The sequence below is a fragment of the Bordetella genomosp. 10 genome, assembly GCF_002261225.1.
GTDB lineage: Bacteria > Pseudomonadota > Gammaproteobacteria > Burkholderiales > Burkholderiaceae_B > Bordetella_C.
The window spans coordinates 332205-355464 of record NZ_NEVM01000005.1; the positions used below are offsets into that span (position 1 = coordinate 332205).

The window sequence follows — 23260 nt, forward strand, 5'->3', positions numbered from 1 at the left end:
GGCGAACGTCTCAAACGCCGAGAATCATGCGGGCGATGATGCCCTTCTGCACTTCCGTCGTGCCGCCGTAGATGGAGGTCTTGCGCATGTCGGCGTAGCCCGCGCCCGCGGCCGCCGTCATGTCGCCGCCCGGTCCGTGGTAAGCCGCGTCGGCTTCCATCCACGCCGGATCGTAGGGCCAGGCGTCGGGACCGGCGATCTCCATCTGCAGCATCGCCAGGTCCTGCTGGATCTCGGAGCCGCGGATCTTGAGCACGGAGGCCTCGGGCCCCGGCGGCGCGTCGCCGCGGGCGGCGGCGACGCGGTACAGCAGCATCTCCAGGGCCATGATGGCGGCCTCGATGCGCGAAATGCGGTCGCGCATGCGGCTGTCCTCCAGTATCGGCCGACCCGACGACGCGCGGGTGCGCGCGGCCAGGTCCTTGAGGATGCGCAGCTCCCGGTGGCAATGCCCCAGGCCGGCGATGCCCGTGCGCTCGTGGCCCAGCAGGTACTTGGCGTAGGTCCAGCCCTTGCCTTCCTCGCCCACGATGTCCTCGACCGGCACCTTCACGTTGTCCAGCCAGACTTCGTTGACGTCGTGGCCGCCGTCCAGCGTCTTGATCGGCCGCACCGTCACGCCCGGCTGGCGCATGTCGATGAGCAGCATGGAGATGCCCGCCTGCGGCTTGACGTCCGGATCGGTGCGCGCCAGGCAGAACATGTGGTCGGCGTATTGCGCCAGCGTGGTCCAGGTCTTCTGCCCGTTGACCAGGTAATAGTCGCCGGCCGGGTCGCTGACCCGCTCGGCGCGGGTCTTCAGCGAGGCCAGGTCCGAGCCCGATCCCGGTTCGGAATAGCCCTGGCACCACCAGTCGTCGACCCGCACCATGCGCGGCAGCAGCTCCTGCTGCTGTTTCTTCGAGCCGTACTTCATGATGACCGGCCCGATCATGGACAGGCCGAAGGGCAGCAGGCGTGGCGCGCCGCCCGCGAAGCATTCGATCTCGAACAGCAGCCGCTGGATGGGATTCCAGCCGGTGCCGCCGAATTCCTTGGGCCAGGTGGGCGCGCCCCAGCCGTGCGCGTCGAGCGCGCGGTGCCAGCGGACATAGTCGTCGCGGTGCAGGCGCTGGTGGCGCATCACCTTATCGCGGATGTCGGCGGGAAGGTTCGCGGTCACGAAGGCGCGAACCTCCTCCCGGAAGCGGCGCTCTTCGGGTGTCCACGTCAATTGCATGGTTTGTCTACTCCGTGGTTGGTCTTTTTCCGCGGCTAGAGTACCCACCCCCCACCCAACGGACAATCTTCCTCTGCGAAAGCCCCGCTTTCGCTCAAGCGAAGCGGGCCGCTTGCGCTGAACCGAAGCCCTGCTTCAGCAATGAAAAATGGTCAAGCCCACGGCGCCCGTACACACTGCGGCAAGGCTGCCCGCAACGGCGCAGCGCATGACGAAACCTGGTGGAGACCATGACCCAGCCCAGCCCCGGCCAGCAGACCGGCGCCGACCTGCATTACCAGCAGGCGCTCGCCCAAGGCCAATTCCTCATCCAGCGCTGCGAGGCCTGCTCGCGCGCGGTGTTCTACCCCCGCATGATCTGTCCGCACTGCGGCAGCGACAAACTGGCCTGGCAGGCGCCCAGCGGCCGCGGCACCGTGTACTCGACCACTGTCGTGCGCCGCAAGCCCGAGGCCGGCGGCGACTACAACGTCGCCCTTGTCGACCTGGAGGAAGGCGTGCGCCTGATGAGCCGCGTCGAGGACGCCGCCCCCGGCGACGTGCATATCGGCATGCCGGTGCAGGCCAAGGTGCTGGTCCGCGACAGCGGCGGGCTGCTGGTGTTCGTGGCGCGCAAGGAGCAAGCATGAATCTGAAGGATCTGCGCGGCTCGGCCGCCATCGTGGGCGTGGGCCACGCCGGGCTCGGCCAGGCCAACGGCTATACCGAAATGGAAATCCTGGTGCAGGCGGCGCATCGCGCCGTCGCCGACGCCGGTCTCACCATGCAGGACATCGACGGCATCTGCACGGCCAGCGTCGCCGCCACCATGTGGGCCATGCCGGTCATCGAGCACCTGGGCATCCGTCCCAGCTTCATCGATTCCACCATGCTGGGCGGCTCCAGCTTCGTCGCCCACCTGCTGCCGGCCATCCACGCCCTGTCGACGGGACAGTGCAATGCCGTGCTGGTCTGCTACGGCAGCACGCAGCGCACCTCCACCCTGTCGCGCGCCGAGATCGGCCGGGTGCGCAAGAACTTCGACCCGCAGCCCTACGAGACGCCCTACGATCCGCTGAGCCCACTGAGTTCCTACGCCCTGGCCGCCGCGCGCCACATGCACCAATACGGCACCACGCGCGAACAACTGGCCGAAGTGGCGCTGGCCGCCAGCAAATGGGCCCAGCTCAACCCCGAAGCGCAGCGCCGCAAGCCCATCACCCTGGAAGAAATCCTGGCCGCGCCCATGGTGTCGGACCCGCTCACCGTGCGCGACTGCTGCCTGGTGACCGACGGCGCCGGCGCCTACGTCCTGGTGCGCGCCGACCGCGCCAGGAACCTGCGCCAGAAGCCGGTCTACGTGCTGGGCAACGCCACCGCCGTGTGGAACCGGCAGATCTCGTCCATGCACGACGTCACCGTCACCGCCGCCCAGGAATCCGGCCGCCGCGCCTTCGAGATGGCCGGCGTGAAGCCGTCGGACATCGACGTGCTCGAACTCTACGACGCCTTCACCATCAACCCGATCCTCTTCCTGGAAGACCTGGGATTCTGCGCGAAGGGCGAAGGCGGCGCCTTCGTGTCGGGCGGGCGCATCGCCCCGGGCGGCGAACTGCCGATGAACACCAACGGCGGCGGCCTGTGCTGCGTGCACCCCGGCATGTACGGCATCTTCATCACCATCGAAGCCGTGCGCCAACTGCGCGGCGACACCGGCGAGCGCCAGGTGCAAGGGGCCCAGTTGGCCCTGGTGCACGGCAACGGGGGCACGCTGTCGAGCCAGTCGACGGCCATCCTGGGCACGGCCGACACGCTGTAAAGACGATGCGGCGGGGGCAGGCGCCCCCGCCCTCCCCCAAGCAGTACCGACCCACAAACCCATAAATAGAACCGGAGACAAGAAGTCCATGAAACTGAAGACACTGTTCGCGGCCGCCTGCGCCGTCCTCGCCTGGACCCAGACGGCGGCGCCCGCCCAGGCCGCCTACCCCGACCGTCCGATCCGCCTGCTGATCGGCTACGCGCCCGGCGGCCCGGTCGACACCAGCGCGCGCATCTTCGCCAAGTACCTGTCCGACAAGCTCGGCCAGTCCGTGGTGGTGGAGAACCGCTCGGGCGCCAGCGGCATGATCGCCCTGGACGCCACCGCCAAGGCGGCCCCCGACGGCTACATCCTCGGCTTCGTGGCCAGCCCGCCGCTGACCATGTCACCCCACGTGCAGCACAGCAACCTGTTCGACCCGCGCAAGGACTTCACGCCCATCGGGCTCATCGCCGACTACACCAACGTATTGCTGGTGGGACCGCAGGCGCCGGTCAAGAGCGTCGGCGAGCTGATCAGCTACGCCAAGGAACATCCCACCGCCGTCACTTTCGGCTCGGCGGGCAACGGCGCCTCCAACCACCTGTCGGCGGAACTGCTCAAGCAGCAGTCCGGCGCGCCCATGATGCACATCCCCTACCGCGGCAACGCGCCCGCCATGGTGGACGTGATCAGCGGCAAGATCACCTTCATGTTCGACATCACCAGCACCGCCATCCCCTTCGTCAAGAGCGGCAAGGCGCGGGCGCTGGCCGTCACCTCGAAGACGCGCAATCCCGAGCTGCCGGACGTGCCCACCATGATCGAATCCGGCCTGAAGGACTATGAAGTCGTGGGCTGGTACTCGCTGATGGGCCCGCCCAAATTGCCGGCCGACGTCAACGCGCGGCTGGTCAAGGCGCTCAACGACGTCGAGGCCGATCCGGCCTTCCGCAAGGCCATGGTCGACGGCGGCTACACGCTGAACAACGGCGACGCCAAGACACTGCAGCAACGCATCGACCGCGAGTACGAGCTGTGGGGCGAAGTCGTCAAGAAGGCCAACATCACGGTCAACTGAATCGGAGCCGCAATCCGCCATGAACGCCTTGCAACGCCTGCGCGAGCAGACCCGCCTGCCGGTGATCGCCGCACCCATGTTTCTCGTTTCCGGCCCGGACCTGGTCATCGCGCAGTGCGCCGCGGGCGTGATCGGCACCTTCCCGACGCTGAACGCGCGGCCGCAGGAACAACTGCCCGAATGGCTGGCGCGCATCGAGCGCGGCCTGGCCGAGGCGCGGCGGGCGCAGCCCGGCCGTCCCGTCGCGCCGTACGGCGTGAACCTCATCGTGCACGACTCCAACCCGCGCTGGCGCGGCGACCTCGAGATCTGCGTCGCGCACCGCGTGCCGCTGGTCATCACCTCGCTGCACGCGCCCGACGAGGTGGTGCCGGCGGTGCATGCCTATGGCGGCCTGGTGCTGCACGACGTCACCACCGTGCGCCATGCGCGCAGGGCGCTGGAAGCGGGCGTGGACGGGCTGATCCTGGTGGCCGCGGGCGCCGGCGGCCACGCCGGGCGCCTGAACCCGATCGCGCTGGTCAACGAGATCCGCGCCTTCTACGACGGTCCCCTGGTTCTTTCCGGCTGCATCAGCCACGGCAAGGACATCCTCGCGGCCCGGGTCCTGGGCTGCGATTTCGCCTACGTCGGCACGCAGTTCATCGCCACCGGCGAGTCGCTGGCGTCCGAGCGCTATCGCAACATGGTGATCGAGGCCACGGTGGACGACGTGGTCTACACCCCGTATTTCTCGGGCGTGCCGGCCAACTACCTGGCGCCCAGCATCCGCGCCGCCGGCCTGGACCCGTCCGCCCTGGACGCCCAGCCCGCCAACGCCGTCAACATGGACAAGAGCACCCGGCCCAAGGCCTGGAAGGACGTCTGGAGCGCCGGCCAGGGGGTGGGCGCCGTCCAGGAAGTGCTGCCCACTGCGGTGCTGGTGGAACAGCTCATCGGCGAGTACGAAGCGGCTCGCCGGGCCCTGGCCTAGTTCTTCATGGATCCCGGCCCAGGTCTTGGCCCGGGCCCGGGTCCGGATTTCGGCGCGGACCCCGGGCCAGGCCGGGGACCGCACCGGCGGCCCCCTCCCCATACACCCGCGATCAACTTCCCTCTTCGACCACGATGTGCGCCTTGGTGATGACCTGGTGCCATTTGGCGAGCTCGGAAGCCAGGAAGGCGCCGAACTGTTCCGGCGTGCCCGGCATGGGCTCGGCGCCGGCGGCCAGCATGCTCTTGGCCGTGTCGGCATCGGTGAGCACCTTCACCAGGTCGGCATTGACCCGCTTGATCACCTCCGGCGGCGTGCCGTGCGGCGCCAGCAGGCCGCTCCACGAATAGGCCTCGTACCCCGCCACGCCCGACTCCGCGATGGTGGGCACCTCGGGGAACATCGCCGACCGCTTCAGGTTGCCGACGCCCAGCGCGCGCACGGCGCCGCTCTTCATGTGCGGCACCGCCGAGGGGCCGTCGGCGAACATGACCTGCACCTGTCCGGCCAGCACGTCCTGCATGGCGGGCGCGCTGCCGCGGTAGGGGATGTGCTTCATGGTGGTGCCCGTCATGCTGTTGAACAGCTCGCCGGCCAGGTGCGTGCCGCCGCCGGTGCCCGAGGAAGCGAAGGACAGCTCGCCCGGATGCGCCTTGTCGTAGGCGATCAGGTCGGCCACCGTCTTCACCGGCAGCTTGGGATTGACCACCAGCACGATGGGGAACACCGCCGCCATGCCGACCGGGTCGAAATCCTTCTGGATGTCGTAGCGCAGGCTGGAGCGCAGGCTCGGCAGCACCGAGTGGTGGATCGACGCGAAGAAGAAGTGATAGCCGTCCGGATCCTGCTTGGCGGCGGTCTGCGCGCCCACGATGCCGCCCGCGCCCGCGCGGTTGTCGACGATGGTGGGCTGGGACCATAGCTGGCCCAGCGGCCGGGTGACGAAGCGCGCCGTCGTGTCGACGGGGCCGCCCGGGGGGAAAGGCACGATGAAGTTCACGGCGCGGCTGGGCCACGCGGCGGCGTGGGACAGGGAAGGCAGCCAGGGCGCCGCCAGGGATGCGCCCAGGCCGGCGAGGATGCGGCGGCGTTGCGGGTTCTGCATGATTTCGTCTCCGGATAGTTTTTTGTCGCCGGGCCGCGAGGGGAGGCCCACCCCCTACCCGCTTCGCGGGCCGCGGCGCAGCCGGCATTATTGGCCCGACGGCCGCCGTTGCCGCTTCATTTTTTCCTAACCCGGGGTTCAGCGGGGCCGTGCCGATGCTGGCTCGGCGCCGCGTCGGCGCATCAGCTCTCGCGGGCGGCGCGCAAGAGGTGCTCGATGAATTGTTCGGCGAAGCGCGGCAGGTCGCGCCCGCGCTGGCGGCACAGCAGCCGCTCGCGCTGGGCCCAGGGATCTTCCAGCTTGAGGATGTGCAGGGCGCTCGGCTGGTTGTGGTGGCGCATGCAGCCGCGCGGCACCACCGCCACGCCCACGCCGGCCGCCACCATGCGGCAGACGGCCTCGAAACTGTTCACGTGCACGCGCTGTATGATGCTCTTGCCCAGGCCGGAGGCGATATCCTCCAGGAAGATCTGGATGGCGCTGTCGGGGTGGATGCCGACGAAAGGATAGGTGTCGAGCAGGTCGATGAAGCGCACGGAGGTCTGCTCGACCAGGGGATTCTTGACCGAGACCACCACCACCAGCTCGTCGCGGAACAGGGGCATGACGTCCAGCCCCTCGACGTCCACGTTGCCGGCCACCAGGCCCAGGTCGCCCGCCCCGCCGCGGATGGCCATGGCGATGTCGCCCGAGATCTTCTCCTGCAACTCGATGTCGACCTCGGGATACTCGGCCAGGAAGCTGGACAGGGCGTCGGCCAGGAAGGAGTTGGTCGAGGTGGTGTTGGCCAGGAGCCGCAGCCGCCCCTTGATGCCGTGCGAATAAGGCTGCAGGTCGGCGTTCAGGCATTCGAGCTGTCCCAGCACCAGCCGGGCGTGCTTGAGCAGCACCTCGCCGGCGGAGGTCAGCGAGACGCCCGTGGCCTGGCGCACCAGCAGGCGCGTCTTGAAGGCTTCCTCCATATGCTTGATGCGGGCGCTCGCCGCCGGCAGGGAAAGAAAAGTCCGCTCAGCCGCGCGGGTCAGGCTGAAGGTGTCGCCCACGTTCACGAACAATCGCAGGTCTGTAAGGTCATGTCTCATTGCTGGAACCGTTCCGCCACGCAAAAGGGGGGTGTCTTGAATATTGAATTCTGTTGCCGTCGCCGGGAATCTACCATGCGAAGACCGTCCGGATCAGGAAGGCCCGGCCATGCACGGCGCGGCGCCCGATGAGAAGGCCCCCAGGGAAAACCCTAAGGTAAATAGTGGAGAGACACATGAGTGGAATGGTTTCCGGCAAAGTCGTCGTGGTGACCGGCGCCGGCGGCGGCGTGGGCCGTGGTATCGCCCTGGCCATGGCCAAGGCAGGCGCCAAGGTCGTGGTCAACGACCTCGATCTGAAGAAAGACGGCTCGGGCGGCCCCGCGGCGGCGGTGGTCAAGGAAATCCTCGACGCCGGCGGCCAGGCCGTGGCCTGCACCGAAAGCGTCAGCACCTACGAGGGCGCCACCAGCAACATCAAGACCGCCGTCGACGTCTTCGGCCGCATCGACGCCGTGGTCAACAACGCCGGCAACCTGCGCGACCGCGTCTTCCACAAGATGAACGAGGAAGAATGGCGCCAGGTGCAGGACGTACACCTGAACGGCTCCTTCTTCATGAGCCGCGCCGCCGCCCCCTACTTCCGCGAACAGGAATCGGGCGCCTTCGTGCACATGACGTCCACCTCGGGCCTGATCGGCAACTTCGGCCAGGCCAACTATTCGGCCGCCAAGATGGGCATCGTCGGCCTGTCCAAGTCCATCGCCCTGGACATGTCGCGCTACAACGTGCGCTCCAACTGCATCGCGCCCTTCGCCTGGACCGCCATGACCAGCTCCATCCCGGCCGATACGCCCGAGGAAAAGGCGCGCGTCGAAAAGCTGAAGAAAATGGAAGCGGGCAAGATCGCCCCCCTGGCCATCTACCTCGTCAGCGACGCCGCCGCGCAGGCCGGCATCACCGCGCAGATCTTCTCGGTGCGCGCCAATGAAATCATGCTGTTCTCCCAGCCGCGCCCGCTGCGCACGGTGCACTACTCCGAAGGCTGGACGCCCGAACTGATCGGCGAGATCGCCATCCCCGCCATGCGCAAGCACTTCTACGCCCTGGAGCGCTCGCCCGACGTCATCGACTGGGATCCGATCTGAGGCCGCCGACATGCCCTTGAACTACGACACCATCAAGAACTGGCATTTCGACGAGATCCGGCATACCTACACCGAGAAGGACACCATGCTGTACGCCCTGGGCATCGGCCTGGGCGAGGATCCCGTCGACGCCAGCCAGTTGCGCTACGTGTACGAGCGGGACCTGCAGGCCTTCCCCACCATGAGCGTGGTGCTGGGGTATCCGGGCTTCTGGATGCGCGACCCGCGCGCCGGCATCGACTGGGTGCGCCTGGTGCACGGCGAGCAGCGCCTGACCCTGCACGGCACGCTGCCGGCCCAGGGCACGGTGATCGCCCGGAGCCGCATCACCCACGTCATCGACAAGGGCGCCGACAAGGGCGCGCTGGTGGTCACCGAGCGCACGCTGCACGGCCTGGACGGCCAGCACCTGGCCACCCTGGCGCAGACCTCGTTCTGCCGCGGGGACGGCGGCTTCGGCCAGGGCGACGCGCCGCCCGCCGCGCTGCCCGCCCCGCCCGAGCGCGCGCCGGACCGCCAGGTGACGCTGCGGGTGTCGCCGCGCGCGGCGCTGATCTACCGCCTGAGCGCGGACATGAATCCCCTGCATGCCGACCCCGAGGTGGCCCGCAAGGCCGGCTTCGAGCGCCCCATCCTGCACGGCCTGTGCACGTATGGCATGGCCGCCCGCGCCGTCGTCCAGGCCTGGGCCGAGGGCGACGCCAGCCGCCTCGCGCAACTGGACGTGCGTTTCTCCTCGCCGGTGATCCCGGGCGAGACCCTGGCCTTCGACATGTGGCGCGAAGGCGATGAAATCCGCTACACGGCGCGCAGCGTCGAACGCAACGTACTGACGCTGAATTGCGGCGTCGCCAAGGTGAAATAAGTCTATGAGCAGCAATCGTCCCCCGCCCCTCGACGGCATCCGCGTGCTGGATCTCAGCCGCATCCTGGCCGGCCCCTGGTGCACCCAGAACCTGGCCGACCTCGGCGCGGACGTCATCAAGGTCGAGCGCCCCGGCGCCGGCGATGACACGCGCGGCTGGGGCCCGCCGTACATGAAGGGCCCCGACGGCAAGGACACCTCCGAGGCCGCCTACTATCTTTCGTGCAACCGCAACAAGCGCTCCATCACCGTCGACTACGCCACGCCCGAGGGCGCCGAGCTGATCCGCGAACTGGCCGCCAAGAGCGACATCCTGGTGGAGAACTTCAAGGTGGGCGGCCTGAAGAAATACGGGCTGGACTACGAAAGCCTGCGCGCCGTCAACCCGCGGCTCATCTACTGCTCGGTCACCGGCTTCGGCCAGACCGGTCCCTTCGCCGAACGCCCCGGCTACGACTTCATGATCCAGGGCATGGGCGGGCTGATGAGCATCACCGGCGAACGCGACGACCTGCCCGGCGGCGGCCCGCAGAAGGCCGGCGTGGCGGTGACCGACATCATCACGGGCATGTACGCCACCGTCGCCGTGCTGGCCGCCTTGCAGGAACGCCATCGCAGCGGCCTGGGCCAGCAACTGGACATCGCGCTGTTCGACTGCCACGTCGCGATGCTGGCCAACCAGAACTCGAACTTCTTCACCTCCGGCAAGGCGCCCCGGCGCGCGGGCAACGCGCACCAGAACGTGGTGCCCTACCAGGTGTTCGCCACCAGCGACGGCCACATGATCGTGGCCACCGGCAACGACTCGCAGTACCGCGCCTATTGCAAGGCGATCGGCGCCCCGGAACTGGCCGAGGATCCGCGCTTTCTCACCAACAGCGGCCGCGTGACCCATCGCGACGCGCTCATCCCCCAACTGGCGGAGATCATGAAGACCGGCCGCCGCGACGACTGGATCGCCAAACTGGAAGCCGTGGGCGTGCCTTGCGGTCCGATCAACGACATCTCCCAGGCCTTCGGCCATCCGCAGGCGCAGGCGCGCGAACTGCGGCGCGAGATCCCGCACCCGCTGGGCGGCACCGCGCCGGTCACGGCCAGCCCGCTGCGCTTTTCCGGCTCGCCGGTGCAGTACCGCTACGCGCCGCCCATGCTGGGCCAGCACACCGAAGAAGTGCTGCGCGACGTGCTGGGCAGAAGCTAGATATTCCGGGGCGCGGCTTTGCGGCCGCGCGGTATCCGTGTAAAAGAAACCCGTCATCCACCTTCATTCATTCCATGTCCGACGCCTCCAACGATTTCCAAGACATCCGCGAAGCGGTGCGCGACCTTTGCGCCCAATTCCCGGCCGAGTATTTCCGCAAGATCGACGCGGCCCAGGGCTATCCCGAGGAATTCGTCGACGCGCTCACCAAGGCCGGCTGGCTGGCCGCGCTGATCCCGCAGGAATACGGCGGCTCCGGCCTGGGCCTGACCGAAGCCTCCGTGATCATGGAGGAGATCAACCGCGCCGGCGGCAACTCGGGCGCCTGCCACGGCCAGATGTACAACATGGGCACCCTGTTGCGCCACGGTTCGGCCGAGCAGAAGCAGCGCTACCTGCCGCGCATCGCCAGCGGCGAACTGCGCCTGCAGTCCATGGGCGTGACCGAACCCACCACGGGCACCGACACCACCAAGCTCAAGACCACCGCCGTCAAGAAGGGCGACCGCTACGTGGTCAACGGCCAGAAGGTGTGGATCTCGCGCGTGCAGCACTCCGACCTGATGATCCTGCTGGCGCGCACCACGCCCATCGACCAGGTCAAGCGCAAGTCCGAGGGCATGTCCATCTTCCTCGTCGACCTGCACCAGGCCATCGGCCACGGCATGGAAGTGCGCCCCATCCCCAACATGGTCAACCACGAGACCAACGAGCTCTTCTTCGACAACCTGGAAATTCCGGCCGAGAACCTCATCGGCGAGGAAGGCAAGGGCTTCAAGTACATCCTGGACGGCCTGAACGCCGAACGCACCCTGATCGCCGCCGAGTGCATCGGCGACGGCTACTGGTTCGTCGACAAGGTCTCCGCCTACGTGAAGGAGCGCGTGGTGTTCGGCCGCCCCATCGGCCAGAACCAGGGCGTGCAGTTCCCCATCGCCCGCTCCTTCGTCAACGTGGAGGCGGCCAGCCTGATGCGCTACGAAGCCGCCCGCCGCTTCGACGCCGGCCTGCCCTGCGGCACCCAGGCCAACATGGCCAAGCTGCTGGCCGCCGACGCCTCGTGGGAAGCCGCCAACGCCTGCCTGCAGTTCCACGGCGGCTTCGGCTTCGCGCACGAATACGACGTCGAACGCAAGTTCCGCGAGACGCGCCTCTACCAGGTCGCGCCTATTTCGACCAACCTGATCCTGTCCTACGTGGCCGAACACGTGCTGGGTCTTCCCAGGTCCTTCTGATCATGACGACGACATCCCATCCCAGCGCCGAGCTCGCCGCTTTCGCCAGCTCCCTGCGCTACGAAGACATCCCCGCGCCCGTGCTGCGCCGCTGCGAAGACCTGCTGCTGGACACGCTGGGCTCGATCCTGGCCGGCGCGCGCTCGCGGCCGGTGCTGTCCATCGACAAGTTCGCCCGCGCCATGGGCCCGGCCGACGGCCCCGCCGAAGTACTGGTCTCGCGCCGCCGCACCACGCCGCTGTTCGCGGCCATGGTCAACGCCGCCGCCGCCCACATGGTGGAACAGGACGACGTGCATAACGGCTCGGTATTCCACCCCGCCGCCGTCATCTTCCCGCCCGTGCTGGCCGTGGGACAGGCGATCGGCGCCTCGGGCCGCGAACTGCTCGCCGCCGCCGTGGCCGGCTACGAAGTGGGCATCCGCATCGGCGAATTCCTGGGCCGCTCGCACTACAAGATTTTCCACACCACCGGCACGGCCGGCACGGTGGCCGCCGCGGCCGCGGTGGGCCGCCTGCTCAAGCTCGATGCCGGGCAGATGCTCAACGCCTTCGGCTCGGCGGGCACGCAGGCCGCCGGCCTGTGGGAGTTCCTGCGCGACGCCGCCGATTCCAAGCAGTTGCACACGGCCAAGGCCGCGGCCGACGGCATCACGGCGGCCTACCTGGCGCAGGACGGCTTCACCGGCGCCAGGCATATCCTGGAAGGCCCGCAGGGTATGGCCGCGGGCATGTCCACGGACGCCGACCCGGCCAAGCTCACCGACCGCCTGGGCACGCGCTGGGCGCTGGCCGAAACCTCCTTCAAGTACCACGCTTCCTGCCGCCACACCCATCCCGCGGCCGACGCGCTGCTACAGGTGGTGCGCGAGCACAAGCTGGAAGCGGCCGACATCGACCGCGTGGTCACCCACGTCCACCAGGGCGCCATCGACGTGCTCGGCCCCGTGGTCGATCCCCGCACCGTGCACCAGTCGAAATTCTCCATGGGCTCGGTGCTGGCCCTGATCGCGCTGCGCGGCTACGCCGGCCTGACCGAATTCGACATGGGCCTGGCGGACAAGGACGTCGCGGCCTTCCGCGACAAGGTGAGCATGCAGCTCGACCGGGAAGTCGACGAGGCCTATCCTGCCCGCTGGATCGGCAAGGTCACCGTCTACACCCGCGACGGACGCGAACTACAGGGACGCGTGGACGAACCCAAGGGCGATCCGGGCAACACCCTCTCGCGTCCCGAAATCGAGGACAAGGCGGTGCGCCTGGGCACCTATGCCGGCGCGGCGACCGAGGCCGAAGTCCGCTCGCTGATCGGCTGGGCCTGGAAGCTGGCCGACCTGGAGCGCGTGGGCGCGCTGCTGCCGGCCTGAGGCGCCGCTCAACCGTCGAAAGACGGGGCCGGCGGCGCGGCCTGGCCGATGACGGCGAACACGCCGTTGGCCTTGAGCACCAGCCGGCCCGCCACCTCCAGCAGGCAGGCGGCGTGGATCAGCCGCTTGCCCGGCTTGTCGATCTGCACGCGCGCCTCCAGCCAATCCCCTTCCCTGACCGCGTTGAGATATTCGACGCTCAGTTGCACCGTGACGACCGCGAGGCCGCTGCGGCGCACGATCACGTGTCCCAGCACGCAGTCCGCGATGGTGGCCAGGAAGCCCCCGTGCGCGATGCCCACATTGTTGCCATGGTCCTGCGTCACGCGCACGCCGAACGTGTCGTCCGACTCGCGCCGGTAGATGGTGCCCAGCCGGTTGAGGTTGGTCATGTAAGGGCTGGCGGGCTGCCACGGCGTGTAGCCGTCGGGAATAAGGTCGCTGCTCATCGTCGCTCGGTCTTGGAAAATCTTGTGTCGTCTTGGATCGTTTCTCGGGGGATGCCCGCGCGCCTGACGGCGCGCGTCGGGCTTATCTTAGCGCCACTGTCCGGCCCTCGCCTTCTCGCCCACCGAAGCCCGCGTTCCGCAATCACGAATAGACGCTGGCGCCGGGCGCCTCGGATACTCATGCCACATTGAAAAATCAAGGCCGGCGCAAGGCCCGGCACAAGGAGACAATCATGGCATCGACCCGCGGACGCTGGCTCGCAGGCGCCGTACTGCTGGGCGCGGCGCACCTGGCGCAGGCCGCCTGGCCCAACGACCACCCCATCACGATCATCGTCCCGGCCGCGCCCGGCGGCACCACCGACATCGCCGCGCGCCTGCTGGCCGAGAAAATGACCGCCGCGCTGGGGCAATCGATCATCGTCGAGAACCGCGCCGGCGCCGCTGGCATCATCGGCACGCAGACCGCGGCGCGCGCCGCGCCCGACGGCTACACGCTGATCATGGGCAACATCGGTCCCAACGCCATCAACTACAGCTTGTACAAGACGCTGCCCTACAAGGCGAGCGATTTCGCGCCCGTCACGCTGGTGATCTCGGTGCCCAACGTGCTGGAGGTCAACGCCGCCCAGCCCGTGAAGACCGCCGCCGAACTGGTGACGCTGCTCAAGCAGGATCCGTCCAAGCGCTCGTTCGGCTCCTCGGGCACGGGCCAGTCGCCGCACATGTCGGGCGAACTCTTCAAGCAGCGCACCGGCGTGGAGGCCACCCACGTGCCCTACAAGGGCGCGGGCCCGGCCGTCGCGGCGCTGCTGGCCAACCAGTTCACCTTCATGATCGACAACCTGCCCAGCTCCATGCCTTCCATCAAGGCGGGCAAGCTGCGCGCGCTGGCCGTCACGGGCGAGAAGCGTTCGCCCGAACTACCCGACGTTCCCACCATGAAGGAAGCCGGCATCGACAACATGGTGGTCACGGCGTGGTTCGGCCTGCTGGCGCCCGCCGGCACGCCCGCGCCGGTGATCGACAAGCTCTACCAGGCCGCGCGGCAGGGACTGAGCTCGCCCGACATCGTCAAGAAATTCCACGAGCTGGGCGGCGAGCCCGGCGGCAATACGCCCGCTGAGTTCGGCGCCTTCATCGACCAGCAGCGCACGCTGTGGGAACAGACCGTCAAAGCCGCCGGCATGTACAAGGAGCAGTAAGCGTGATTGACAAGATCCAGCCTTCGATCGTGGAGGCGTTGCAGGTCATCCCCGACGGGGCATCCATCCTGGTGGGAGGTTTCGGCGAGGCCGGCGTGCCCTTCGAGTTGCTGCACGCCCTGCGCGACCTGGGACGGCGCGACCTCACCGTCATCAGCAACAACGCGGGCACCCACGAGGCCGGCATCGCGGCGCTGATCGTGGCCAAGCTGGTGCGCAAGGTCATCTGCTCGCATCCGCGTCCGCCCCATTCCGAGACCTTCGCCGCCGCCTACCGCGCCGGCCAGGTCGAGCTGGAAGTGGTGCCGCAGGGCACGCTGGCCGAGCGCCTGCGCGCCGCCGGCGCCGGCCTGGGCGCTTTCTTCACGCCCACGGGATATGGCACGCGCCTGGCCGAAGGCAAGGAAACACGCGTGGTCGACGGCGTGGGCTACGTGCTGGAACAGCCGCTGTTCGCCGATTTCGCCCTGGTCAAGGCCGACCGCGGCGACCGCTGGGGCAACCTCACCTATCGCTGGGCGGCGCGCAACTTCAATCCCGTGATGTGCATGGCGGCCCGCCACGCCATTGCCCAGGTCAACCAGGTGGTGGCGCTGGGCGAACTGCCGCCCGAGCACATCATGACCCCCGGCGTTTTCGTCAAGGCCGTGGTTCCGGTTCACGCCAATGACGCGGCCACGGAGGCACAAGCATGAGCACGACTATGCACGCAGAAACCCGTCCCCGCCTGACGCGCCAGCAGATCGCCCAACTGGTCGCGAACGACATCCCCGACGGATCGATCGCCAACCTGGGCATAGGCATCCCCACGCTGGTGTCCGACTACCTGTCCGGCGACCGCGAAATCATCATGCACAGCGAGAACGGCATCCTGGGCATGGGCGGCCTGGCCGCCGAGGGACAGGGCGACCCGGACCTCATCAACGCCAGCCGGCAGCTCATCACCCTGCTGCCCGGCGCCTCGATTTCCGAGCACACGGTGTCCTTCGCCATGATGCGCGGCGGCCACCTGGACTACACGGTGCTGGGCGGCTTCCAGGTCGCGGAGAACGGCGACCTGGCGAACTGGATCACCAACGCCGAGGACACCATTCCCGCCGTGGGCGGCGCCATGGATCTGGCCGTGGGCGCGCGCAAGGTCTACGTCACCATGGAGCACGTGGCGCGCGACGGTTCGCCCAAGCTGCTGCACCGCTGCACCTATCCCCTGACGGCGGCCGGCGCGGTCGACCGCGTCTATACCGACCTGGCCGTGCTGGACGTCGGCCCGCAAGGGTTCGAGGTGTACGCGATGATCGAGGGAATGCGGCTGGATGCATTGCAGGCCTTGAGCGAAGCGCGGCTGCATACGCCGCGCGCGCCGCTGGTGATCCGCGTCGGCGAAACGGGCCGCGCCCAGTACTTCGAAAAGTGAAGTGAAGCGATGCGGCCGCTCCCTTTCGGGGCGGCCGTCCGTTCAGGTAAGCAGGTAATCCACACACAACGATAAGCCGACAGGAGACAACCCCATGCGTCCTTTTCTGCGTAGCGCCGCGCTCGCCCTGTGCCTTGCCGCGACGGCAACGGCCCTTCCCGCGAGCGCCGGCAGCGCCTATCCCGACAAGCCGGTCACGCTGCTGATCCCCTACCCGCCCGGCGGCAGCGCCGACATGCTGGCGCGGCCGCTGTCGGCCCTGTTGCAGAAACGCTGGGGCCAGCCGCTCGTGCTCGAATACAAGGCCGGCGCCGGCGGCACCATCGCCACCTCGCAACTGGCGCGCTCCAAGCCCGACGGCTACACGCTGATCATGGTGCTGGCGGCGCATGCCATCAACCCGTCCCTGTACGCCAAGCTGCCCTACGACACGCGCAAGGACTTCGCGCCGGTCTCGCTGACGGCCACCTTGCCCATGCTGGTGTCGGCGCCCTTGTCCACGCCCGCCAACAATATGCCGGAGCTGGTCGCCTACGCCAAGAAGCATCCCGGCGAGCTGACCTTCGCCTCGGCCGGCCCGGGCAACACCAGCCACCTGGCCGGCGAGATGTTCAAGGCGGCCACGGGCATCAATATGCTGCACGTGCCCTACAAGGGCAGCGGCCCGGCCGTCGTGGCCTTGCTGGGCGGCGAAGTCTCGCTGATGTTCGACAGCTTCTCCACCTCGTATCCGCAAGTGCAATCGGGCAAGCTGAAGGCGCTGGCCGTCACGGGCGCGAAGCGCTCGCCGCTGCTGCCCAACGTTCCCACCGTGGCGGAATCCGGCGTGCCCGGCTTCGTCGTCAACGGCTGGTACGGCATCCTGGCCCCGGCCGGCACGCCGTCGGACGTCGTCAACAAGATCAGCCGCGACGTCGCCGAGGCGCTGAAGGACCCGACCCTGAGCAAGCAGCTCGCGTCCTATGGCTACGAGCCGGTCGGCTCCACGCCCGAGGAATTCGGCAAGTACATCGACGAGGAAATCGACCGCTGGGGCGCCGCCGTCAAGGCCGCCGGCGTGAAGCTCAACGAATAGCCGGGAATCGCGGGGGCTGCCCCGGCGGCCTCGTGCAGGCCATCGACGTTCCGCGTGACCAGCGGGGTGTAGCGTCCTTGCCGAGGTCCGGGCCGCAAGGCCGATCGAAACGCATTGCTGCTAAGATCAAGGCCATCGGAAACGGGAGACCATCCATGGCCTTGCTCGAACGCCGGCCGGGCATCCTCCGCCAATCGGCCGCGCTCGTGTTGGCGCTGACGGCAATGTCCGCGGCCGCCCAGCCTACGCCGGCGTCCACGGCGATGGACGAGACTCGGACCTGGCACCTCACCGGCGCCGAACTCGCCGAGGCCCTGCAGGGCAAGGGCAAGCTGCCGAACCCGCCTCAGGACGAATCGCAGAAACGCCTGTTTTCCAGCGCCTATGGGCAAGCCTATATCGCTGGCATCGCGGACCAGTCGCAGGGCAAGATCTGGTGCACGCGGACCGGCGTCCTGCCGCACGAACTGAGCGATCGCGTATACACGTATCTGTCGAGCCTGCCCGCAACCCGGTTGCGCGGAAATGCAGGACCCTTGGTCGGCGAAGCGCTCGCCCGCTCGTTCCCGTGCAAGAGAAGACGCTAGTGTTGCCAGCGCACTTGCATGGGGTGCAAGGGGTCGCAAGATCGGTTATTTGGTGCGCTCTAATAAGCTTCACTCACGTCCGGGCGATGTCGAGGAAGCGGCGGGCGGCTTCGCTCAGGCCTTCCGGGCGGTATGCGGCGCATAGCCGCACTTCCAGCAGGCGCGGGTCGGCCAGGATGGGGCGGCAGATGACGCCGGCCGGGATCAGGGTGGCGACGGCGCCGGGCAGCAGGGAGATGCCGACGCCGCCGGCCACCAGGCCCATCACCGTCGAGATCTGCACCGCCTCCTGCGCGATGCGCGGTTCGAATCCGGCCTGGCGGCAGAGCGCCGCGATGCGCGATGACAGCGTCGGCACGCCCTGCGCCGAGAACATGACGAAGGGTTCGCCCGCCAGCGCCTCCAGGCGCACCGCCGCCTGGCTGCCCAGCCTGTGTCCGGCCGGCAAGACCACGGTCAACACGTCCGTCACCAAGGTATCGACGGCGATGCCGTCGTCGAGCTCCGCCGGCGGAACCAGGAAACCGACGTCGACGGTGCCGCCGAGCAGCATGGCCGTCACCTGCATCGAACTGCCCTCGTGCAGCGTCAGCTCCACCTCCGGAAACTGCTCGCGAAACGTCCGGATGACCTTGGGCAGCAGCGCGAACATGGCCGGCCCGATGAAACCGACGTGCACGCTGCCCAGTTCGCCGCGGGCGGCGCGCCGGGTCCTCTCCATGGCGCGCTCCGCCTGGCTCAACAGCCGGCGCGCCTCGTCCCGGAAAACCTCGCCGGCGGGCGTCAGGCGCACCCCGCGCGCGGACCGCTCGAACAGGCGCGCCTCCAGCAAGCCCTCCAGGCGCTTGATCGCCTGGCTCAAGGGAGGCTGGGCCATGTGCATCTGCTCGGCCGCCTTGCGGAAGCTGAGCGTATTCGCCACGGTGAGGAATTGCTGGACCATGCGCAGGTCCAGGCTGGAGGCACGCGTCGTCATGAAATCCCGGCAGTGATATCCGGCGACGACATGCCGGCGGTGAAACCGGCAACGTATCGCCCAGGACGATTTTGGTATTAGACCATCCGGGCCGATCTGCCTACCATCCTCCCGAAACCATCGAAACGGACGCGCGGCTCCGGTCCCGCGACGCCCGCAAGGAGACAACACCATGCGCCGCCTGCTCATCGCCCTCGCCTGTCTTTCCGCGCTGCCCGCGGCCGCCCTGGCGGCCGGGCCCGCCTACCCCGATCACGCAATCACCCTCGTCGTCTCGTCGCCCGCGGGATCGACGCCGGACACCGGCGCCCGGGCCATCGCGCAGTCCATGGCGCACACCCTGGGCCAGCCGGTGGTCGTGGAAAACCGTCCCGGCGCGAACGGGCAGATCGCCGCGCAGGAGGTGCTGAAGAATCCCGCCGACGGCTACACCATCCTGGTCGCCGCCGGCAGCACCATGGCCATCAATCCGCACATCTATCCGAACCAGGCCGTCAACGTCCTCAAGGACCTGACGGCGGTCGGAAAAATCTATTCGACGGACTTCTTCCTGATTGTGCGCAGCAACAGTGGCATCGACTCCATGGCGGCGCTCGTCGCCAAGGCGAAGCAGAAGCCGGGCGCGCTGGTCGCCGCCAACAGCGGCCCCGGCAGCGCCGCGCAACTGGCCACCGAAGTCCTGAAGGAGAAAACCGGCACGGACATCTACCAGGTGCCGTTCAACGGCAGCCCCGCCGCGGCGCTGGGCGTGGCGGCGGGCAATGCCGACATGCTGATAGAAACCCAGGCGGTGACCGAGCCCTTCGTCGCCTCGGGCAAGGTGCGCCGCCTGGCCACCACCGGCCGCGAGCGCAATCCCGCCTATCCGGACATCCCCACCATGGCGCAGGCCGGCATCCCCGGCATGGAAATCTCGTCCTGGGGCGGCGTCTTCGCCCGGGCCCAGGTGCCGAAGGACCGTATCGACCGCCTGAACGCGGCCATGAACCAGGCGCTGGCCGAACCGGACGTGCGCAAGATCCTGCAAGGGGCGGGCCTGGCGCCCGGCGGCGGATCGAGCGCGGATTTCCAGGAGGAATGGCAGGCGCAGTCCCGCCTGTGGGCCGAAGTCGTGGCGCGCTCGCCCGGCCTGACCAATCATTGAGCGACCGATCGCCCCGCATACGCTACACACCGCATCATGACCGCTTCCCACATCGCCCGTATCGACGCCTACGTCCTGCAAGACGACAACCCCGCCGCCGTGCGCGCCTCCTTCGGCACCTTCACACAACGGACCACCCTCCTGCTGAAAGTCCAGGACCAGTTCGGCCACCATGGCTGGGGAGAGATATGGAGCGGCTATCCGGCCTTCGGCGCCTACCACCGCGCCGCCATGGTCGAACAACTGGTCGGCCCGATGGCCCTGGGCCGCGCGCTGGACGACATTCCCGCGCTGCAGGACGAATGGGAGACCGCCCTGCTGCCCATGTTGCGGCTCGCCGGCGAGCCCGGCCCCATCGCGCAGGTGCTGGCGGGCCTGGATTGCGCGCTCTGGGACCTCGCGGCCCGCGCACAGGGAGTGCCGCTGTATCAGATGCTGGGCGGCACGGCGCGGCCGCTGCGTGCCTATGCCAGCGGCGTCTCGCCCAGCCTCTCGCCGGCGCAGCTCGACGGCCTGCGCGCCCTGGGCTTCCGCGCCTTCAAGTTCAAGGCGGGTTTCCAGGAAGACAGCGCGCTGGACGACCTGGAACGCACCGTCTCCATGCTGGCCGGCGATGAAATCGCCATGATCGACGCCAACTGCGGATGGGATCCGGCCGCGGCGCATCGCGCCCTCGCCCGCATCCGCTCCCTGCCGCTGCAATGGACGGAAGAACCCATCGGCTGCGAACGCGCGCCGGAAGAATGGCGCGCCCTGCGCGCCGCCTCGGCCCATCCTTTCGCGGGCGGCGAAAACCTGCTCGGCCTCGACGCCTTCCGCGCCGCCTTCGACTGGCTGGACGTCATCCAGCCCGACCTCGGCAAATGGGGCGGCGTCAGCCGGGTGCTGCCCTTGGCCAGGGAGGTGCTGGAGCGCGGCCTGCGCTACTGCCCGCACGCCTTCGGCTCCAACGTCGGGCTGGCGCTGGCCGCGCACGTCCTGTGCGCCGCGGGCGGCGACGGGCTGCTCGAAATGGACGCCAACCCCAATCCGCTGCGCACCCTCAGCGGCGCCTTCGCCCTGCCGGAGGATGGCTATCTCACCCCGTCCGGCAAGCCCGGCATAGGCGTGGATCCGGACGAACAGGCCATGGGAAGCTACCTGCGCCGCCATGCCGTCGTGGCCCTCGGGGCTTGATGCGGCGCAGCGCCCCACGGCCAGGCTGGCCCATGCGCCGCCATCCACGGACACGGCGCCGGCGCGGCCCGGTCTCCTAGGCCACGGCCGCGGACCACACGGTCTGCCGCGCCAAGGCCGCCGCATCCGGCGCGTAGCCCAGCCCCGGCGCATCGGACAGCGTCATCGCGCCGCTGCGTGAATCGAAGGCGGGGTTCACCTCCGGCGCCTCCAGGGCGATGTAGGGCGTTTCCAGCAGCATCGGCCGCGCATCGGCGGCGATCAGATGCGCCGTCGCCAGATACCCCGGTCCCCAGAAATAACAGTGCGGGGCCACGCGCACGCCGTAGCTTTCGGCCAGCGCGTAGACCTTGCGCATGGCGGTGATGCCGCCGGCCTTGACCACGCTGGGTTGCACCACGTCGACCGCGCGCGATTCGAACAACCGCTTGAAATCGTGCAGCGTGGTGACGTTTTCGCCGGCCGCGACCGGCACGCCTTCCTGCCGCACGCGCGCCATGCCGTCGTAGTCCTCGGGCGGCCAGACGGGCTCCTCCAGCCACTCGAAATCCTCGGGCGCGATCCGGCGCGCCATCGCGCGCGCCTCCTCTATCGTCCACGGGCAATTCACGTCCAGCGCCACCCTGGCCCGCTCGCCGGCCGCCGCGCGCGCGGCCAGGAAGGCCGGCAAGGTGGCTTCGTGCAGCTTGACCATGGCGAAGCCCGCCTCCACCGCCGCCGCCGTGTTGGCGGCGACGACCTCCGGATCGCCGCCATAGCGCGCGAAGCTGGCGTAGCGCCGGATGCCGGGCCGGTTGCCGCCCAGCAGGCGGTACAGGGGCAGCCCGGCGCGCTGCCCGGCGATGTCCCACAAGGCAATGTCGATGGCCGACAAGGCATAGCGCACCGGCCCGTTGCGGCCGAAACCATAGAACGCGCGCTCCGCCTGCTCCATCGAGGCGCCGATCGCGCTGGCGTCCTTGCCGATGAACCAGGGCGCGACCAGGGTTTCGAGGATGGCGGCGGTGCCGGCATTGGCGAAGTGGCCGAAGGCCTCGCCCCAGCCGCTGGCGCCGTCGCGGCAATGGACGCGGACGATCAGCGATTCCATCCGCGTCCACGGCGCCAGGCCGGGCCTGAGCCCGTTGCGCGGACCGTTGATTTCGAACGGAACCGAAACGCGGGCAAGCTCGATGCGTTCGATGGCGTGTGACATGGCGGCGGCTTTCCGAATGAGCGTTGAGACAGGCGATGACGGGTTTACTGAAGATGGATGCCGGCGTCGTGGATCACCTTGCGCCACTTCGCGTTTTCGCTACGGATCATCTCGGCGAAATGGGCGCGCGACATGCCGTCCGGGATGAACGCCATGGCCTTGAGCTGGGCGCTGACCTCCGGATCCTCCAGGGCGGCGCGCACTTTTTCATTGAGGTAGTCGAGCACCGGCGCCGGCGTGCCGGCCGGCGCGGCCAACCCCATCCAGCCCACGGCGTCGAAACCGGGCAGGCCGGACTCGGCCACGGTCGGCACCTCCGGCAGGAAGGGCGAGCGTTGCGCGGACGAAATCGCCAGCGCGGTGTACTTGCCGGACTTGACGTTGGCCAGCACGGCCGGGATCGCGTCGAACATCACGGTGACGGTGCCGGCGAGCAAGGCCGAGGCCGACTCGGCGCCCCCTTTGTAGGGAATGTGCACGAGATCGATGCCGGCGCGCGATTTGAACAATTCCATCGTGATGTGCTGGTTCGAGCCGGCGCCGGCCGAGGCGAAGTTGATGGTGCCGGGCGCCGCCTTGGCCTTGGCGATCAGGTCCTGCATGGAACGGTAGCCGGCCGCGGGGTTGGCGACCAGCACGGTCGGCGTCAGCGCAAGATCGGTGATCGGCGCCAGATCCTTGACCGGCGAATAGCCGAGATTCGGATACAGGTAAGGCGCCTGCGACAAGGGGCCGATGGTCGCCACCACCAGCGTATAGCCGTCGGGCGGCGCCTTGGCCGCCATGGCCACGCCCAGCGTCCCGCCGGCGCCGGGCCGGTTCTCGACCACGAAGTTGCCGCCGGTCGCCTTGTTCAACTTCTCCGCGAGCACCCGCGCGACCAGGTCCGAGGCCTGCCCCGGCGCGAACGGCACGATCACGCGGACCGGCTTGCTGGGATATCCGGCGGCGCGCGCCGGCACGCAAAGCAGCGCCAACGCCGCCAATCCCGACAGGGCCGCGACGGCGGCAAGTTTCCGCAGGCGGATGAACATGGAGCCTCC

23 protein-coding genes are annotated in these 23260 nt (G+C 68.6%); 16 read left to right on the plus strand and 7 right to left on the minus strand.

Translation table 11 applies throughout. From position 1 onward, the window contains the following. Positions 1–10: 10 nt before the first annotated feature. Positions 11–1219, minus strand: coding sequence for an acyl-CoA dehydrogenase family protein (locus tag CAL29_RS17730; RefSeq protein WP_094854395.1), 1209 nt, complete (start codon positions 1217–1219; stop codon positions 11–13). Between the two features lie 230 nt (positions 1220–1449). Here CAL29_RS17730 and CAL29_RS17735 point away from each other — a divergent pair, with 230 nt between their 5' ends. From CAL29_RS17735 to CAL29_RS17750, 4 genes are all read left to right on the plus strand, one after another. After that, positions 1450–1848 (plus strand): Zn-ribbon domain-containing OB-fold protein, encoded by a 399-nt coding sequence (locus CAL29_RS17735; protein ID WP_094856726.1) that lies wholly within the window; start codon positions 1450–1452, stop codon positions 1846–1848. Next, entirely contained in the window at positions 1845–3017 is a 1173-nt protein-coding gene (locus tag CAL29_RS17740) for a thiolase (protein ID WP_094854396.1), read from the plus strand. Before CAL29_RS17735 ends, CAL29_RS17740 begins: the two co-directional genes overlap by 4 nt. An 88-nt stretch (positions 3018–3105) precedes the next feature. After that, positions 3106–4080, plus strand: coding sequence for a Bug family tripartite tricarboxylate transporter substrate binding protein (locus tag CAL29_RS17745; RefSeq protein WP_094854397.1), 975 nt, complete (start codon positions 3106–3108; stop codon positions 4078–4080). A 19-nt stretch (positions 4081–4099) separates the two neighbouring features. Then, entirely contained in the window at positions 4100–5053 is a 954-nt protein-coding gene (locus tag CAL29_RS17750) for an NAD(P)H-dependent flavin oxidoreductase (RefSeq protein ID WP_094854398.1), read from the plus strand. A 112-nt stretch (positions 5054–5165) separates the two neighbouring features. On the opposite strand, the gene CAL29_RS17755 is transcribed toward CAL29_RS17750, so the two are convergent. Then, entirely contained in the window at positions 5166–6158 is a 993-nt protein-coding gene (locus CAL29_RS17755; RefSeq protein ID WP_094854399.1) for a Bug family tripartite tricarboxylate transporter substrate binding protein, read from the minus strand. A 182-nt stretch (positions 6159–6340) separates the two neighbouring features. Then, on the minus strand, positions 6341–7240 hold the full coding sequence (locus tag CAL29_RS17760) for a LysR substrate-binding domain-containing protein (protein ID WP_094854400.1): 900 nt from the start codon (positions 7238–7240) through the stop codon (positions 6341–6343). A gap of 176 nt (positions 7241–7416) precedes the next feature. On the opposite strand from CAL29_RS17760, the gene CAL29_RS17765 reads away from it, so the two are divergent. From CAL29_RS17765 to CAL29_RS17785, 5 genes are all read left to right on the plus strand, one after another. Then, positions 7417–8328: an SDR family NAD(P)-dependent oxidoreductase gene (locus CAL29_RS17765; RefSeq protein WP_094854401.1), complete on the plus strand. Its 912-nt coding sequence runs from the start codon at positions 7417–7419 to the stop codon at positions 8326–8328. A 10-nt stretch (positions 8329–8338) separates the two neighbouring features. Next, positions 8339–9193 carry a MaoC/PaaZ C-terminal domain-containing protein gene (locus tag CAL29_RS17770; RefSeq protein ID WP_094854402.1) on the plus strand — a complete coding sequence of 285 codons (855 nt, stop codon included), beginning with the start codon at positions 8339–8341 and terminating at the stop codon, positions 9191–9193. Between the two features lie 4 nt (positions 9194–9197). Next, on the plus strand, positions 9198–10394 hold the full coding sequence (locus CAL29_RS17775) for a CaiB/BaiF CoA transferase family protein (protein WP_094854403.1): 1197 nt from the start codon (positions 9198–9200) through the stop codon (positions 10392–10394). A gap of 74 nt (positions 10395–10468) precedes the next feature. Then, entirely contained in the window at positions 10469–11629 is a 1161-nt protein-coding gene (locus CAL29_RS17780; protein WP_094854404.1) for an acyl-CoA dehydrogenase family protein, read from the plus strand. A 2-nt stretch (positions 11630–11631) separates the two neighbouring features. Further along, positions 11632–12996: an MmgE/PrpD family protein gene (locus CAL29_RS17785; RefSeq protein WP_094854405.1), complete on the plus strand. Its 1365-nt coding sequence runs from the start codon at positions 11632–11634 to the stop codon at positions 12994–12996. Between the two features lie 8 nt (positions 12997–13004). Here the strand turns inward: CAL29_RS17785 and CAL29_RS17790 are convergent, their stop codons facing one another. Continuing rightward, complete coding sequence (locus tag CAL29_RS17790; RefSeq protein WP_256977549.1) at positions 13005–13445, minus strand: PaaI family thioesterase; 441 nt, start codon at positions 13443–13445, stop codon at positions 13005–13007. 233 nt (positions 13446–13678) lie between these two features. Between CAL29_RS17790 and CAL29_RS17795 the strand changes: the two genes are divergently transcribed. From CAL29_RS17795 to CAL29_RS17815, 5 genes are all read left to right on the plus strand, one after another. Then, positions 13679–14650, plus strand: coding sequence for a Bug family tripartite tricarboxylate transporter substrate binding protein (locus CAL29_RS17795; RefSeq protein ID WP_094854406.1), 972 nt, complete (start codon positions 13679–13681; stop codon positions 14648–14650). 2 nt (positions 14651–14652) lie between these two features. Then, positions 14653–15345 carry a 3-oxoacid CoA-transferase subunit A gene (locus CAL29_RS17800; protein ID WP_094854407.1) on the plus strand — a complete coding sequence of 231 codons (693 nt, stop codon included), beginning with the start codon at positions 14653–14655 and terminating at the stop codon, positions 15343–15345. Beyond that, positions 15342–16064 (plus strand): 3-oxoacid CoA-transferase subunit B, encoded by a 723-nt coding sequence (locus CAL29_RS17805; RefSeq protein WP_256977550.1) that lies wholly within the window; start codon positions 15342–15344, stop codon positions 16062–16064. The genes CAL29_RS17800 and CAL29_RS17805 overlap by 4 nt, the downstream gene beginning before the upstream one ends. A gap of 94 nt (positions 16065–16158) precedes the next feature. Then, complete coding sequence (locus tag CAL29_RS17810) at positions 16159–17139, plus strand: tripartite tricarboxylate transporter substrate binding protein (protein WP_094854409.1); 981 nt, start codon at positions 16159–16161, stop codon at positions 17137–17139. 155 nt (positions 17140–17294) lie between these two features. Further along, positions 17295–17726, plus strand: coding sequence for a Rap1a/Tai family immunity protein (locus tag CAL29_RS17815; protein WP_256977551.1), 432 nt, complete (start codon positions 17295–17297; stop codon positions 17724–17726). A 73-nt stretch (positions 17727–17799) separates the two neighbouring features. Here the strand turns inward: CAL29_RS17815 and CAL29_RS17820 are convergent, their stop codons facing one another. Beyond that, positions 17800–18702 carry a LysR family transcriptional regulator gene (locus CAL29_RS17820; RefSeq protein WP_179284093.1) on the minus strand — a complete coding sequence of 301 codons (903 nt, stop codon included), beginning with the start codon at positions 18700–18702 and terminating at the stop codon, positions 17800–17802. Positions 18703–18874: 172 nt separating this feature from the next. Between CAL29_RS17820 and CAL29_RS17825 the strand changes: the two genes are divergently transcribed. Continuing rightward, positions 18875–19846: a Bug family tripartite tricarboxylate transporter substrate binding protein gene (locus tag CAL29_RS17825; protein WP_094854410.1), complete on the plus strand. Its 972-nt coding sequence runs from the start codon at positions 18875–18877 to the stop codon at positions 19844–19846. A gap of 36 nt (positions 19847–19882) precedes the next feature. Next, a complete protein-coding gene (locus CAL29_RS17830) occupies positions 19883–21022 on the plus strand; it encodes a mandelate racemase/muconate lactonizing enzyme family protein (RefSeq protein WP_094854411.1) in 1140 nt (379 codons plus the stop codon). 76 nt (positions 21023–21098) lie between these two features. Here the strand turns inward: CAL29_RS17830 and CAL29_RS17835 are convergent, their stop codons facing one another. Then, entirely contained in the window at positions 21099–22217 is a 1119-nt protein-coding gene (locus tag CAL29_RS17835) for a mandelate racemase/muconate lactonizing enzyme family protein (protein ID WP_094854412.1), read from the minus strand. Between the two features lie 44 nt (positions 22218–22261). Continuing rightward, positions 22262–23251: a Bug family tripartite tricarboxylate transporter substrate binding protein gene (locus tag CAL29_RS17840; protein ID WP_094854413.1), complete on the minus strand. Its 990-nt coding sequence runs from the start codon at positions 23249–23251 to the stop codon at positions 22262–22264. Positions 23252–23260 lie beyond the last annotated feature (9 nt).

Excerpts from the sequence above, each read along its gene's own strand:
- CAL29_RS17775 (WP_094854403.1), top strand. The coding sequence starts at position 9,198 with ATGAGCAGCAATCGTCCCCCGCCCCTCGACGGCATCCGCGTGCTGGAT.
- CAL29_RS17745 (WP_094854397.1), top strand. The coding sequence starts at position 3,106 with ATGAAACTGAAGACACTGTTCGCGGCCGCCTGCGCCGTCCTCGCCTGG.
- CAL29_RS17730 (WP_094854395.1), bottom strand. The coding sequence starts at position 1,219 with ATGCAATTGACGTGGACACCCGAAGAGCGCCGCTTCCGGGAGGAGGTT.
- CAL29_RS17740 (WP_094854396.1), top strand. The coding sequence starts at position 1,845 with ATGAATCTGAAGGATCTGCGCGGCTCGGCCGCCATCGTGGGCGTGGGC.
- CAL29_RS17830 (WP_094854411.1), top strand. The coding sequence starts at position 19,883 with ATGACCGCTTCCCACATCGCCCGTATCGACGCCTACGTCCTGCAAGAC.
- CAL29_RS17825 (WP_094854410.1), top strand. The coding sequence starts at position 18,875 with ATGCGCCGCCTGCTCATCGCCCTCGCCTGTCTTTCCGCGCTGCCCGCG.
- CAL29_RS17760 (WP_094854400.1), bottom strand. The coding sequence starts at position 7,240 with ATGAGACATGACCTTACAGACCTGCGATTGTTCGTGAACGTGGGCGAC.
- CAL29_RS17755 (WP_094854399.1), bottom strand. The coding sequence starts at position 6,158 with ATGCAGAACCCGCAACGCCGCCGCATCCTCGCCGGCCTGGGCGCATCC.
- CAL29_RS17840 (WP_094854413.1), bottom strand. The coding sequence starts at position 23,251 with ATGTTCATCCGCCTGCGGAAACTTGCCGCCGTCGCGGCCCTGTCGGGA.
- CAL29_RS17785 (WP_094854405.1), top strand. The coding sequence starts at position 11,632 with ATGACGACGACATCCCATCCCAGCGCCGAGCTCGCCGCTTTCGCCAGC.
- CAL29_RS17790 (WP_256977549.1), bottom strand. The coding sequence starts at position 13,445 with ATGAGCAGCGACCTTATTCCCGACGGCTACACGCCGTGGCAGCCCGCC.
- CAL29_RS17795 (WP_094854406.1), top strand. The coding sequence starts at position 13,679 with ATGGCATCGACCCGCGGACGCTGGCTCGCAGGCGCCGTACTGCTGGGC.
- CAL29_RS17770 (WP_094854402.1), top strand. The coding sequence starts at position 8,339 with ATGCCCTTGAACTACGACACCATCAAGAACTGGCATTTCGACGAGATC.
- CAL29_RS17735 (WP_094856726.1), top strand. The coding sequence starts at position 1,450 with ATGACCCAGCCCAGCCCCGGCCAGCAGACCGGCGCCGACCTGCATTAC.
- CAL29_RS17780 (WP_094854404.1), top strand. The coding sequence starts at position 10,469 with ATGTCCGACGCCTCCAACGATTTCCAAGACATCCGCGAAGCGGTGCGC.
- CAL29_RS17835 (WP_094854412.1), bottom strand. The coding sequence starts at position 22,217 with ATGTCACACGCCATCGAACGCATCGAGCTTGCCCGCGTTTCGGTTCCG.
- CAL29_RS17765 (WP_094854401.1), top strand. The coding sequence starts at position 7,417 with ATGAGTGGAATGGTTTCCGGCAAAGTCGTCGTGGTGACCGGCGCCGGC.
- CAL29_RS17820 (WP_179284093.1), bottom strand. The coding sequence starts at position 18,702 with ATGACGACGCGTGCCTCCAGCCTGGACCTGCGCATGGTCCAGCAATTC.
- CAL29_RS17805 (WP_256977550.1), top strand. The coding sequence starts at position 15,342 with ATGAGCACGACTATGCACGCAGAAACCCGTCCCCGCCTGACGCGCCAG.
- CAL29_RS17815 (WP_256977551.1), top strand. The coding sequence starts at position 17,295 with ATGGCCTTGCTCGAACGCCGGCCGGGCATCCTCCGCCAATCGGCCGCG.
- CAL29_RS17810 (WP_094854409.1), top strand. The coding sequence starts at position 16,159 with ATGCGTCCTTTTCTGCGTAGCGCCGCGCTCGCCCTGTGCCTTGCCGCG.
- CAL29_RS17750 (WP_094854398.1), top strand. The coding sequence starts at position 4,100 with ATGAACGCCTTGCAACGCCTGCGCGAGCAGACCCGCCTGCCGGTGATC.